The sequence below is a fragment of the bacterium genome (assembly GCA_017744355.1).
In the GTDB taxonomy this organism is placed as follows: Bacteria; Cyanobacteriota; Sericytochromatia; order S15B-MN24; family UBA4093; genus JAGIBK01.
The window spans coordinates 274,904-287,952 of sequence record JAGIBK010000003.1 but is presented as its reverse complement, the minus strand read 5'-3'; the positions used below and the strand labels follow the sequence as shown (position 1 = coordinate 287,952).

The window sequence follows — 13,049 nt, the reverse complement described above, 5'->3', positions numbered from 1 at the left end:
CCGGATCGATCCGGCGGGCGCTTGGATTGGCGGGAGACTACGGGCGGCTCGCCGCAGCCTTGTCGGAGGCCACGCTGGGGGCCTGGGAGCCGTAGACGGGCTTGACCCAGTGGCGGTACTCGGGCAGGTTGCCGCGGACGGCGTCGTAGTAGATCTCGCGGATCTTGTGGGTGATGGGGCCCATGGTGCCGTCGCCGATCGAGCGGTTGTCCACGCTCTCGACCCAGGCGACCTGGGCGCCGGTGCCGCAGAGCATCATCTCGTCGGCGATCATCAGCTCGGTGCGGTCGATGGGACGGCAGTCGGTGGTGAGGCCCAGCTCCTTCTCGGCGATCTCCATGATCGCGCGGCGGGTCACGCCTTCGAGGATGTTGTCGTACTGGCCGGGGGTGACGAGCATCCCCTCGCGGACGATGAACAGGTTCTCAGCCGAGCCCTCGCAGACGTGACCGTCGGCGTTCAGGAAGATCGCCTCGTCGAAGCCGCGGTGGTAGGCCTCGGTCTTGGCGAGGGCCGAGTTGATGTAGCCGCCGACGACCTTGGCGCGGGCGGGGATCGCGTTGTCGTCGATCCGGCGCCACGAGCTGACGCCGCACTTGAGGCCACGGTCCACGTCCACGTAGGTGCCCATGGGGATCACGTAGATGCAGAGGGCGTCCGTGAGGTTGTGCAGGCGGACCCCCATCACCGGATCCTCCTTGTAGAGGGTCGGGCGGATGTAGATGTCCTGCCGGTAGTCGCACTGACGGATCAGGTCCATCGTGATCTCGACCAGCTCGGTCAGGGTATAGGGGACCTCCATGAAGAGGATCTTGGCCGAGCGGAACATCCGGCGGTAGTGTTCCTCGAGGAAGAGGGCGAACATCTCCTCCTTCTCGGGGTTCCAGTAGCCGCGGATCCCCTCGAAGCAGCCCGTGCCGTAGTTGAAGGCGTGGGTCAGGATGCTGATGTTCGCTTCTTCGATGGGAACGATCTTGCCCTTGAAGAAGGCCAGCTGTTTTGCCATTTGTCTTACCCTTTCTGCAGCCGGCTCGCGGCCGGACCTCAGGAAGTGGGCCCCGCCCCGTTGCGGCTGCCCGTTAGCTCAAGACTAAGGATACCACGCTTTCGAGCGCGCGATCGGAGGCTGGGGCCGCTGCTGGTGCCGATCGGAGGCATCGTGCAAAACTCACGGGCGCTAATCCCCCAGATCGGCGAACAGGCCCTGCGACTCGCGGGGCGCCTTGAGGCCCAGATGCTTGTATGCGAGCGGGGTGGCCATGCGGCCGCGGGGGGTGCGGCTCAAGAGGCCGGATTGCAGGAGGTAGGGCTCGTAGACGTCCTCGATGGTGGTGGCGTCCTCGCTGATGGCGGTCGCGAGCGTCTCGATGCCGACCGGGCCGCCATTGAACCCGGTGATGATGAGTTCGAGCAGGTGCCGGTCGGTGGGATCGAGCCCCAGGGGATCGATCCGAAGCTTGTCGAGGGCCTCGGCGGCGATCTGGCCGCTCACGGTGCCGCCCGCCTTGACCTGGGCGTAGTCGCGCACCCGCTTGAGCAGCCGGTTGGCGATGCGCGGGGTGCCGCGGCTGCGCCGGGCGATGACCTCGGAGCCTTCGGGGGTCAGATCGACCTTGAGGATGGCGGCCGCGCGGCTGAGGATGCCGGCGAGCTCGTCGGGGCGGTAGAACTCGAGGCGCTGGATCAGGCCGAAGCGATCGCGCAAGGGAGCGCTGAGCGCCCCTGCGCGGGTGGTCGCCCCGATCAGGGTGAAGCGCTTGAGGGGCAAGCGCTTGATGCGCGCCGTCTGGCCCTTGCCGATGGTGATGTCGAGGCTGAAGTCCTCCATGGCCGGGTAGAGGATCTCTTCGGCCAAGCGGTTGAGGCGGTGGATCTCGTCGATGAACAGGATATCGCCCGGTTGGAGGCTGACCAAGAGGCCCGCGATGTCGCGGGGGCGCTCAAGGGCGGGCGCCGAGGTGATCCGGATGTTGACCCCCATTTCCTTGGCGATGATCAGGCTGATGGAGGTCTTGCCCAGGCCGGGCGGCCCATAGAACAAGAGGTGGTCGAGGGGCTCGCTGCGGTGCTTGGCCGCGTCGATGGCGATCCGCAGGCTCTCCTTGAGGCCCGCCTGCCCCGTGTAGTCCTCGAGGGACTGGGGGCGCAGCGAGGTCTCGAGCGGGGTCTCTTCGACGGCGGGGGCCGGGTCGAGGACGGCGCGCTCGATGGCGTCGGGCTTGGGCCGATCGGGAAGGCCTTTGGAGCCGAGAGATGGAACGATGGCCACGGGAACCTCCTGGCGGGATGCTACTCGAACAATTGTATCATCCTCCCGGGAGAATGGCCCCCCGGGCGCCTTGGCGGCCCCATCACCCGCCGGATGGTAGGATGGCTGGGTGTAGGGTCGTCAGGTGATAAGAGCGGAGGAGAGGGTGAGCGAGTCGCTGGTGCGGATGGGGGTTCTGCTGACGGCAGTCGGCTTGACGGCGCTGCTGCGCGCCCTGGTGATGCGCCGGAACGCTGCCTTTTTCGCCCGGCTCGAGAGCCGGCCCCTGCTCGATACGGCGAGCTGGCTGCTTTTGCCCGCGATCGCCTACGCGATCCTCTACCGTCTGGGTTATTACCGCGACCCCTTCGTCCCGGCGACCACCTTGCTGGTCATCGGGCTGGTCATGACGGTCATGCGCCGGCGCCGCCAGGCGTCGTAGGCGGCTAGGGACCGGAGAGGGCCTGGATGGCCTGCCGGATGGCCTCTTCGACCGAGGTGCCCGCGGGGATCCGCGAGAGGGTGCCTGCGATCTCGTCGGGGTCGAAGCCGAGGCTCAAGAGCGCAAGCTCCGCTTCGGCGAACGCGTCGGCGACCGGCGCGTAGGAGGCCCCCCCGGGCAGCGGGGCCATGTCCCGGTAGGCCGAGCGCTTGGCGGTCAGCTTCTCCTTGAGGTCGAGGATGATGCGCTCGGCGGTCTTCTTGCCGACCCCGGGCGCCTTGGCGAGCCGCTTGGCGTCGCCCATCGCGATCGCCGAGACCACCTCGGGCGCGTCCATGGCCGAGAGGATCCCCAGCCCGGTCTTGGTCCCCACCCCGCTGACCGAGGTCAGCATGAGGAACAGCTCGCGCTCTTCGAGCGAGGCGAAGCCGTAGAGGAGCATGGCGTCCTCGCGGTGGACCAGGTGGGTGAAGCAGGTGAAGGGCTGCCCGATGGCCGGCAGCCGCGAGAGCACCCGGGCGCTCAAGAAGACCTGGTAGCCCACGCCCCCCACGTCGAGGATGGCGTAGTCGAGGCCCGCATGGGCGAGTTCGCCCTTGAGTCGGATGATCATGCTATAGAACCGCCTGGTCTGAGACCGCAACCATGTGCCCCTCGAGGTACTGGGCGTGGGTGAGGGCGAAGGCGAGCGCGTCGGCCGCGTCGTCGGGCCGCGGGATGCTCTGGAGACCGAGCATGTCCCGGACCATCTCCTGGATTTCGGGCTTCTGGGCGCGGCCGTACCCCGTGATGGTCAGCTTGACCTCCATGGGGGTGTACTCGGCGATGCGGCAGCCGGCTTGCTGGCTGGCGAGCAGGATCACCCCGCGGGCCTCGGCCACGCTGATGACGGTGGTGACGTTGCGGAAGGCGAAGAGCTTTTCGACCACCACCACGCCGGGCCGGTAAGTGGCGATCAGCTCCGAGACGTCGTCGTAGATGATGCGCAGCCGCTCGGGCATCGGCAGCTTGCTGCTGGTGGTGACGACGCCGCATGCGACCAAGGCACAGCGGTAGTCGTCGTCCATGTCGACGACGCCGTAGCCCACGGTGGCGGTCCCCGGGTCGATTCCTAACACGCGCATGGCGGCTATCATAGGAGGGCGGCGGTGCAGTTGGCAAGCGCCCTTTCAACCAAGCTCTCTTGACCGTTGTAAAGGCCCCTGTTACACTGAGCCCAAACGTTTTGTTCCTGTGCTCCCGTCCCACTTTTCCGTGGTCGCGCCCTCGATTCGAGCGCTGAAGCACCTCAGACGGAAGAGACAACAAGGAAGGGATGACGTTTCGGGCCGACCGGCCCGGGGCTATGCGGTTGAGCGCGGGGACCATCCTCCCACCAGGCAGGCGCCGGGCCTCTGTGCCAACGGCCCCCTATCTTCGGAGCCCCGCTCCGCCTGTCTCTCTTCATAGGAAGTCTTCGTGAAAAAAGAAATCGTGATCAGCGAGGCGGATGACCTGGCCGTCGTTTTCGAGGACGGAAAGGCCGCTGAGTTCGTGCTTCGCCAAGGCGAGCAGCTCGTCGGCGACATCGTCCTCGGCCGCGTCGAGTCGGTCGTGCCCGCCATCGAGGCCGCCTTCATCAACATCGGCCACGACAAGAACGGCTTCATCCACATGGCGGACCTTCCCACCGCCATCAGCCCCCGCAAGCGCTCCAAGCCCCAGCCCATCCGCACCGGCGAGAAGCTCCTGGTGCAGATTGCCAAGGCCCCCACGGGCACCAAGGGCGCGCGCCTCACGGGCCGTCTCTCGATTCCCGGCCGCTACCTGGTCTTCGTGCCCCACGACAACCGGGTCTGCATGTCCCGCATGATCACCGACGCCCAGGAGCGTGAGCGCCTGCGTCGCATCGCCACCGAGCTCAAGGACCCCGGCCACGGCCTGATCGTCCGCACCGAGGCCGCCGGCTGCTCCGAAGAGGAGCTCAAGCGCGACGTCGAGGAATTGATCGAGAAGTGGACCGAGATCCTCCACGGCGCCCAGATGAAGAACCCCCCGGCGCTGCTCTACCGCGACAACGACCTGTTGACCCGCGTGCTGCGCGATCGCCTCACCCACGACACCGAGCGCATCGTCGTCGATAGCCAGGACGCCTTCCAGCGCGCCCGCTCGATCCTTTCGAGCTGGATGCCCGAGATGGTCCGCAACCTGACCGTCCACCGCGGCCGGGCGCCCCTGATGGCCCACTACCGCATCGCCAGCGAGATCGAGTCGGCCCTCAAGCCCAAGGTTCACCTGCCCTCGGGCGGCTCCGTCGTCATCGAGGCCACCGAGGCCCTGACGGTCATCGACGTCAACTCGGGCAAGCTCACCAACTCCAAGAGCCTCAACGAGACGGTCCTCAAGACCAACCTCGAGGCCGCGGTCGAGATCGCGCGCCAGATTCGCCTGCGCGACATCGGCGGCATCATCATCGTCGACTTCATCTCCATGGACTACCAGAACGACCAGCAGAAGGTCATTCAGGCCATGAACGAGGCGATCAAGTCCGACAAGAGCCGTCCCCAGATCACGAGCCAGTTCTCCGAGCACGGCCTGATGGAGCTCTCGCGTCGCCGCCAGGGCCAGAGCCTGCTCGAGCAGCTCACCAAGACCTGCCCGACCTGCCTGGGCCTCGGTCGCCTGCGCAACGAGGTGCTTCCCGCCGAGAACGTGGCCCTGCCCGCGGCTCGCGTCGAGACGCGCCCTGCCCGCAACGCCGAGGAGGCCGCCGTCGAGCTGGTCGAGGAGATCATCGAGGAGCCCATCGTCATTGAGGCGCCCGCCTATCCGAGCGTCGGCCCCCGCATGGACCTCGCGGCCGAGGCCGAAGAGGAGAACCAGCGCCGCCGTCGCCGCCGTCGCGGCCGGGGTCGTGGCCGTGGCCGCGAGCGCGGTGAAGAGGGCACCGAGGGCGTGACCACCCCCTTCGCCATGGGCGAGGAGGAGGAAGAGGAGCTGATCGAGGCCGCCCCCGCCGTGGCCGAGCAGGCCCCGAGCGCTCCCGGCTTCGCCTTCGAGGCGCTTGAGCTCGAGAGCTTCGCTCCTGCCGAGGAAGCCGAGTACGAGCGCGCCCCTCGTCCCGAGCGCCATGAGCGCGGCCGTGGCCGCGAGCGCGGCCGGGAGCGTGGCGAGCGCGGTGAACGTGGTGAGCGCGGTGAGCGTGGCGGCCGTGGTCGCGACCGCGATCGCTCCCGCTTCGAGCGTCCCGAGGCGCCCGTCGTGGCCCCCGTCGAGCCGACGCCCGTCGTGGTGGCGCCTGCGGTGGCCGCAGGTCCCTCGCCCTGGGGTGAGGCCGTCGAGATGCCCGCTCCTGCCGTGGCCGAGGTCGTCACGGCGCCGGTCCGGGTGTTCCGACCCAAGTCCCGTCCGCGTCCCAAGATGCAGATGATCGAGGTCGCCCCCGGCGTCATGCAGATGGTGCCCGTCGAGGAAGGCGCCGAGGCCCCCGTGCCCGTCGTCGCCCCGGTCGAGCCCGCTCCGGTGGTCGAGGCCCCGGTCGAGGTCGAGGCTCCGGTCGAAGCGCCCGTGGAGGCCCCTGAGGCCGAGGCGGCGGTCGAGGCCGCGCCCGAGGCCCCCGTGGTCGAGGAAGCCGCCCCGGTCCGCAAGGCGGCGCGTCGTCGCCCCGTGAAGGGTCGTGCCACCAAGGCGGCTGCCGCCGAGGAGGCCCCTGCCGAGGAGGCGCCCGTCGTCACCGAGGAGCCTGCTGCGGTCGAAGCCCCGGCTGAGGCCGAGGCTCCGGTTGAAGCGCCCGAAGCTGCGCCCGAGGCCCCCGAGGCCGAGGAAGGCGCCGAGGAGGCCGAAGCCAAGCCCGCGCGCCGTGCGCCGGCCCGGCGTCGGACCACCCGGACCCGCAAGACCAAGGAGTAACCGTGGACGAGCCGCTCTTGCTCTTGGTGCCGTCCGAGGCGAAAGGGCAGCGGCTCGATCACTACATCGCGGGCCACGTGCCCGATGTCTCTCGATCCCGCCTTCAGGAGCTGATCCAGGCGGGATCGGTCTTGCTTGAAGGCCGTCCCGCCAAGCCCAGCGCCCGCCTCAAGGGAGGCGAGCGGGTGACGGTGGACGTGCCGCCCCCGCGCGAATTGGACGTGAAGCCCGAGGCCATCCCCTTGGACGTGGTCTACGAGGACCCGGACCTGCTGGTGGTCAACAAGGCTCAGGGCATGGTCACCCACCCGGCGCCTGGCGCCTGGGAGGGGACCCTGGTCAACGCCCTCTTGCACCACTGCAAGGACCTCTCGGGCATCGGGGGAGTGGCCCGGCCGGGCATCGTCCACCGCCTGGACAAAGACACCTCGGGCCTCTTGGTGGTGGCCAAGACCGACCTCGCGCACCAGTCCCTCTCGGCCCAGATTGCGGCCAAGACCGCCCGGCGCGAGTACCGGGCCATCGTCCACGGGGTGATGGCCACCGAGGGCGGCACCGTCGAGGCGCCCATCGCGCGCCATCCCACCGAGCGGATCAAGATGGCGGTGGTGCCGGGCGGACGCGAGGCCCTGACCCACTGGCGCGTCGCCGAGGCCTTTCGGGATGCGACCCTGCTCGATCTAAGGCTCGAAACCGGCCGCACCCACCAGATCCGGGTTCACATGGCCCACCTGGGCCACCCCATCGTGGGCGACCCGGTCTACGGGCCGTCCAAGGTGCCGTTCCCGGTCAGGCTGAACGGCCAGGCCCTGCACGCCTTCAGGCTCTCGTTCGACCATCCCCGCACGGGCGAGCGCATGACCTTCGAGGCGCCGGTGCCCGAGCGCTTCGAGGCTCTGCTGCGCTACCTGCGCTCTCGCTAAAACGAGCGCCCCCGCCCTTGAGGGCGAGGGCGCTTATTCGTGCCTTATTGCTTGAGGGATCGCGTCCGGAAGTAGTCCTGGACGCCTGCGAGGATTGCCTCGGCCGCCTGCTGCTGGTACTTGGGGCTGGTGAGCAGGCGCTCCTCGGTGGGGTTCGATAGGTACCCGAGCTCCACCAGCACGGCGGGCATCTTGTTGTACTTGACGACCACGAAGTTGTTGCGGCGGATGCCGCGATCGCGCCGTTGCAACGAGCCGACCAGGCGCTTGTGGACCGCGCGCGCGAGCGGCAGCGACTTGGGGGTGAAGTAGTAGGTCTCGATGCCCGACACGCTCGGGTCGCCCACGTGGTTGGCGTGGATCGAGATGAACACGTCCGAGTCGAAAGCGTCGCCGATATCGACGCGCGGCCGCAGCATGATCTGCATGTCCTTGGTGCGCGTCATCTGGACCTCCATCCCCGAGTCCTGCATCAGCTTGCGCAGGCGCAAGGCCATCTGGAGGGTCACGTCCTTCTCGAGGGTGCCGTGGGCGCCGATGGTGCCCGGGTCCATCCCGCCGTGCCCCGCGTCGATGGTGACCCGCTTCTCGTCCTCGCTCTTGCGGGCAGAGGTCGGCGCTCCCTTGTCGTTCACGGCGTTGCCCAGGCTCAGGGTGAGGACGTGCCGGTCCTCGCTCAGGTCCAGGGCATGCTTGATGGGCTGGTCGAACTCCACCGTCACCTGGTGGTTCCGCCCGCCGAGGGGCGTCACCCGGACGCGGGCGATCAGCCCGTTGTCCACGTACAGGCTATCCTTGGGCAATTCGCCGCCCCCGCCCTGCAGGTCGAAGACCACGCGGTCGGCGCGGGTCCGGGGCGAGACCGCGTAGGTGATGGCGTGCTGGGTGGTAATGGTCAGCTCCCAGCCGTCGCCTACCCGGTGCAGGGCGAGGCCCGCGGCCCGTGCGGGCGGCTCGGTGGGCCGTGGCTCGGGGTTGCGGCGCGCCACCGGCCGCGGGGTGGCGGGGCGCGGGGTCGCGGTGGGCTTCGGCTCGGGCGAGTCGGGCTCCGGGGTCGGGGCCGGCGCTTGCGCCTGCGGCTGGCCAGCGGCCACCTTGAAGGCCAGGCGATAGTTGCCGGGGCGCGGCTGGGTCGTCTCTTGCGGGAACTCGGCCTTGCGCGACAGGTCGAACACCAGCCGGACGGTGCCGCTCTTGAACTGAGAGAGGCGCACGTTGCGGATGGGGGTGCCTGCGATCACCCCCAGGTTCTGGGTGAGGCCCGAGTAGTGGGTGTTGGGCAGGTCCACCACCCAGCGATAGGGCCGGTCCAGATGGAAAGCCGTGGGGGCGAGGGGGGCGTCGGCGTAGAGCACGACTTCGCCGCTGCTGCGGTCGTAGCCGAAGAGGCGGATCTTGGCCTGCTCGGCTGCCTCGGCTCGAAGATCGAGCGACAGGCCGGAGGCCAGGACGCTCATGAGCGCGAAGATGCTGACGATGCGGCGCAACGCGACCCTCCCTACGGCTTAGCCTGCGATCCCAACGCTCATACCCGGAGCGCGGAACGCCGACACCTTGTCGTCGAGCGGGTTGATCGCCTCAGGGCGCGGGATGGGGCGGCCCAGGTCGAAGGGGCCCACCTTGGTCGAGAGGGGCCCGGCTTCCCCGTCGATGCGCACCGCCTGGATGCCGCCCCGCTCGGTCAGGGTGAGGGCAAGGGCGCGCACGGCGAGCGGCTGCGGCGGCTCGCTGCCTTTCCAGAGGATGCGGGCGTTGCCGTCTTCGAGACCGTTCCAGCGCCAGGCGCGGGGCGAGGGCAGGCTGGGGGCGAGGAAGGCGGAGAGGGCCGGCGGCGGGCCATCGAGCAAAAGGGCGAAGCTGCCCTTGAGGGGCTCGTGCTGGTAGGCCGCGGGCAAAGGAACCCGGATGGGAACGAGGTAAGGGGCGTTGGGCAGGCGGTAGTACACGGTCACGGCGAGGCCGCTGCCGCCCTCCAGGTAGAGGTTCTCCATGCCGGGGTCGGTGGGCGAGAAGGGCTGGGAAAGGTCCAGGTGCTCGCTGGCGAGCGGTTTGCCGTCCGGGCCTTCGAGCGCGAGGGCGACCTCCTGGATCCCGTCGAGGGCGCCCGCGGTACGGACCACGGCGGCGGCCATCAGTTGCTCGCCGCCGCTGCCGGGGGCCGGGCCCTTCAGGCGCAGGGTCACGCCGGCTTTGCCGTCCTTGAGCCCGCTGACGCTCGCCTGGGTCGATGGCGGCAGGGCGGGGGCGAGGCCCGGCGGCACGTCCGAGACCAGCCGGTCGAGGGCGGCCTGGAGGGCTCGATCGGGCGCCTGGGGCAGGGGCAGCTTGCGGCTGACGGGCACCAGGAACATGGCCTGGGGGTCCAGGTAGTAGAGGGTGACCTCGCGCGCCGGCGCGCGCTCTGCGGGGCTGCCTTGCCGCCAGAAGGCGACGAGCCCTGCCCCCAGCGCGAGGGTGAGGGCGAGGGCCGTGAGGGCGACGCGCTGCGAGCGAGCCATGCGGCTAGGCCAAGGCCGAGAGGTCGGCCATCAGCGCGTCGGGCAGCTCGAAGTTGGACGAGACGCGCTGCATGGCGTCGAGGTCGTCGAGCTTGTCCATGAGCTTGAGCAGCTTCTTAGAATGAGCGGCGATGGCGCTAACCCTCCGTGACAGGCCCGGGATCTCGGGGTGAAAGGGGCGGGATCCAGGCGATCGTTTTTCTTTAGTATAGCACCGCCTCCTCCCCCCCGAAAGGGCGCCCTTGGCCGTGTCCGGGGTCGGGAACTCGCAGCGCTGAGGCCCGCTTGCAAAATTTTTTTTCCGAAAAAACCCTCGACCTCTTGCTTTTTCCGAAGTGGGTTCCTATAATCACACTCAAGTTCATTAAACTTTGTTACGCCGTTCAGGAAAGGCGCCCCATCCCACACTCTTCATCTCACATCAGGAGGAAAGACCCGCTATGAACAAGGAAGAGCTCATCAAGGCGATCAGCACCAAGGCGAAGGTTTCCCAGAAGGAAGCCGGTGAGTGCCTCAACGCCACCATCGAAGCCATCTCCCAGGCCCTGTCGCGCGGCCACAAGGTGACCCTGGTCGGTTTCGGCACCTTCCAGGTCCGCCAGCGCGCTGCCCGCGAGGGTCGCAACCCCCGCACCGGCGCCGTCCTCAAGATCCCCGCCAAGAAGAGCCCGGTGTGGACCGCCGGTAAGAACCTCAAGGAGCGGATCGAGGGCCGCAAGAAGCAGCTCGCCGGCGCTGGCCGCGGCCGCTAAGGCTTCAAGGAAAGCCCCGGAGGCATTGCCTCCGGGGCTTTTCGCCGTTCTAGGGCAAGGGTTTTGATTCATATAAGTTTATGATTCGGGACGCCGGCTTTGTGACGTTTCGTGCGGGGGGTGGGGGTTTCAGTGGGGGGCCGTCTCCGCCTTGAGGCCGGTGAGCAGCTTGGCCTGCAGGTGGCCCGGAACCTCTTGGTAGTGGGAGAAGCTCGATTCGAGCGCCCCTTGGCCGCGGGTGATGCTCTGCACCGCCGTCACCAGCCCCGCGAGCTCGGCGAGCGGCACCTTGGCGTGGATGGAGCTGCCGTCCATCCCTTCGATGTGCGCCCGCCGGCCGTTGAGGTCGCCCATCACGTCGCCAAGGGCCTCCTCGGGGGCCGAGATCGAAACGTCCAGGACGGGCTCGAGCAAGAGCGGCTGGGCCTCGGCGAAGACCTTGCGCATGGCCAGGTTCGCGGCCGTCTTGAAGGCCATCTCGGAGCTGTCTACCGAGTGGGAGGAGCCGTCGTACAGCGTCACCTTGACGTCGACGATGGGGTAGCCCGCCAAGAGGCCTTGCTCCAGGGTCTCGCGCACGCCCTTCTCGACCGCGGGGATGAAGTTGCGCGGGACCGCGCCGCCGACCACCGCATCCACGAATTTGAAGCCCGTACCGCGCGGCAGGGGCTCGATCTTGAGCCACACGTCCCCGTACTGACCACGACCGCCCGTTTGCTTCTTGTGCTTGCCCTGGCCCTGGGCGCGGCCTGCGATCGTCTCGCGGTAGGGCACCTCGGGCTCGGATTGCTTGACCTCCAGGTTGAAGCGGTTGGCGAGCTTGGCCAGGACCACCTCAAGGTGCGTCGGCCCCTGGCCGCTCAGGACGGTGCGGTGGGTGCGTCCCTCCACCGAGACGGTGAGGGCGGGGTCTTCCTCCTTGAGCTTGGAGAGGGCGATCGCAAGCTTCGCCTCGTCGTTCTTGGCGGCGGGCGAGATGGCCACCGACCAGATGGCGGCGGCAGGGGTGGGCATGGGGTAGGCGAGGCGCCGCGGGGGATGCCCCTCGGTGACCAGGGTGTCGCCGGTCTGGGTCTCCTTGAGCTTGGTGGTGCCCCCGATGTCGCCCGCCACCAAGCGCTCCACGGGGAGCTGCTTCTTGCCCACCAGCTTGAAGAGGCGCCCCATGCGCTCGGGGGTCTGCCGCTGGGCGTTCGTGAGGTGGGCGTCGGAGGCGAGGCTGCCCGATAGCACCTTGAAGACGCTGATCTTGCCCAGGTAAGGATCCGAGAAGGTCTTGAGGACGACGGCGACGAGCGGCCCCTCCGTTTCGGGCTTCAGGGGGACCTGCGCCTGGGTGTCCAGATCCAGCAGCGAAGGATAGCGACGATCGGCGGGCGATGGCACGAGGTTGACGATCGCATCGAGCAGGGGCCGAACCCCGGCGTTGCCGAGGGCCGAGCCGCACAGGACCGGAAGCAGCTTGTTATCGAGCAGGTCCGCGCGCAAGAGCCGGGAGAGCTCGGCCTGCTCGGGCTCCTGGCCGCCCAGGTAGCGTTCGAGCACTTCGTCGTGAAGCTCGGCGACCCCTTCGACCAGGGTGGTGTGGTAGCGCTGGACCAGCTCGGTGAGCTCCGGGGGCGTGTTCGGGACCTCGGTGACCTCGCCGGTCTCGGGGGCGAAGTACCAGGTCTTGAGGCCGATCAGGTCCACGTCGCCCTTGAAGGTCCGCCCTTCGCCGACCGGTAATTCGAGCGGCACGGCGTGGGGCGAGAGGCGCTCGTGGATCTCCTGGAGGATCGCGGGGTAGGGCTTGGCGGTGTCCTGATCGACCCCGTTGATGAAGACCAGGACCGGCAGCTCCAGCTCGCGGGCCGCTTCGAAGGCTTTGCGGGTGTTGGCGTCCACCCCCTTGGCGGCGTTGATGACGAGCAGCGCCGCATCGGCGGCTGCCATGGCGAGCTTGGCGTCGGTCGAGAAGTCGTGACTCCCCGGCACGTCGAGGAAGTTGAGGGCGCAATCGCGCCACTCGCCCGAAGCGATGCCCGTCTGCACCGACATCTGACGCAGGATCTCCTCGCTGTCGAAGTCGGTGGCGGCGTTGCCCGTCTCGACCCGCCCGCGCTGCGGGATCATGCCCATGTCGAAGAGCATGCTCTCGACCAGGGTGGTCTTGCCGACCCCGTGGGCTCCAATGACGGCGACGTTGCGGATTCTCGCGGTGGCGCTCATGGCTGGGCCCTCCCTCTCACCTGCTCGATCACCTTTTCCCCTGCCCGCTCGCTCGGCGCGACGGGCTTCTGCGAGGCTGATGATGCC

11 protein-coding genes are annotated in these 13,049 nt (G+C 68.5%); 4 read left to right on the top strand and 7 right to left on the bottom strand.

What is annotated here, in order from left to right; translation table 11 throughout:
• Positions 1 to 37: 37 nt before the first annotated feature.
• Entirely contained in the window at positions 38 to 1,006 is a 969-nt protein-coding gene (locus J7643_10185; protein ID MBO9540946.1) for a branched-chain amino acid transaminase, read from the bottom strand.
• A gap of 171 nt (positions 1,007 to 1,177) precedes the next feature.
• Positions 1,178 to 2,209 (bottom strand): Holliday junction branch migration DNA helicase RuvB, encoded by a 1,032-nt coding sequence (ruvB, locus tag J7643_10180; protein MBO9540945.1) that lies wholly within the window; start codon positions 2,207 to 2,209, stop codon positions 1,178 to 1,180.
• A gap of 205 nt (positions 2,210 to 2,414) precedes the next feature.
• Here ruvB and J7643_10175 point away from each other — a divergent pair, with 205 nt between their 5' ends.
• A complete protein-coding gene (locus J7643_10175) occupies positions 2,415 to 2,690 on the top strand; it encodes a hypothetical protein (protein ID MBO9540944.1) in 276 nt (91 codons plus the stop codon).
• A gap of 4 nt (positions 2,691 to 2,694) precedes the next feature.
• Here J7643_10175 and ruvA read toward each other — a convergent pair whose 3' ends face one another.
• Both ruvA and ruvC read right to left on the bottom strand, forming a co-directional pair.
• Complete coding sequence (gene ruvA, locus J7643_10170) at positions 2,695 to 3,303, bottom strand: Holliday junction branch migration protein RuvA (protein MBO9540943.1); 609 nt, start codon at positions 3,301 to 3,303, stop codon at positions 2,695 to 2,697.
• Position 3,304: 1 nt separating this feature from the next.
• Positions 3,305 to 3,814 (bottom strand): crossover junction endodeoxyribonuclease RuvC, encoded by a 510-nt coding sequence (gene ruvC / locus J7643_10165; protein ID MBO9540942.1) that lies wholly within the window; start codon positions 3,812 to 3,814, stop codon positions 3,305 to 3,307.
• 334 nt (positions 3,815 to 4,148) lie between these two features.
• Here ruvC and J7643_10160 point away from each other — a divergent pair, with 334 nt between their 5' ends.
• Together J7643_10160 and J7643_10155 are read left to right on the top strand one after the other, a co-directional pair.
• A complete protein-coding gene (locus J7643_10160; GenBank protein MBO9540941.1) occupies positions 4,149 to 6,578 on the top strand; it encodes an Rne/Rng family ribonuclease in 2,430 nt (809 codons plus the stop codon).
• A 2-nt stretch (positions 6,579 to 6,580) separates the two neighbouring features.
• On the top strand, positions 6,581 to 7,501 hold the full coding sequence (locus tag J7643_10155) for an RluA family pseudouridine synthase (protein MBO9540940.1): 921 nt from the start codon (positions 6,581 to 6,583) through the stop codon (positions 7,499 to 7,501).
• Between the two features lie 44 nt (positions 7,502 to 7,545).
• Here the strand turns inward: J7643_10155 and J7643_10150 are convergent, their stop codons facing one another.
• Both J7643_10150 and J7643_10145 read right to left on the bottom strand, forming a co-directional pair.
• Complete coding sequence (locus tag J7643_10150; protein MBO9540939.1) at positions 7,546 to 8,988, bottom strand: N-acetylmuramoyl-L-alanine amidase; 1,443 nt, start codon at positions 8,986 to 8,988, stop codon at positions 7,546 to 7,548.
• A gap of 18 nt (positions 8,989 to 9,006) precedes the next feature.
• Positions 9,007 to 9,999 carry a GerMN domain-containing protein gene (locus J7643_10145; GenBank protein MBO9540938.1) on the bottom strand — a complete coding sequence of 331 codons (993 nt, stop codon included), beginning with the start codon at positions 9,997 to 9,999 and terminating at the stop codon, positions 9,007 to 9,009.
• Positions 10,000 to 10,439: 440 nt separating this feature from the next.
• Between J7643_10145 and J7643_10140 the strand changes: the two genes are divergently transcribed.
• Positions 10,440 to 10,751 carry an HU family DNA-binding protein gene (locus J7643_10140; GenBank protein MBO9540937.1) on the top strand — a complete coding sequence of 104 codons (312 nt, stop codon included), beginning with the start codon at positions 10,440 to 10,442 and terminating at the stop codon, positions 10,749 to 10,751.
• Between the two features lie 129 nt (positions 10,752 to 10,880).
• On the opposite strand, the gene J7643_10135 is transcribed toward J7643_10140, so the two are convergent.
• Complete coding sequence (locus tag J7643_10135; protein MBO9540936.1) at positions 10,881 to 12,962, bottom strand: elongation factor G; 2,082 nt, start codon at positions 12,960 to 12,962, stop codon at positions 10,881 to 10,883.
• Between the last annotated feature and the right edge of the window lie 87 nt (positions 12,963 to 13,049).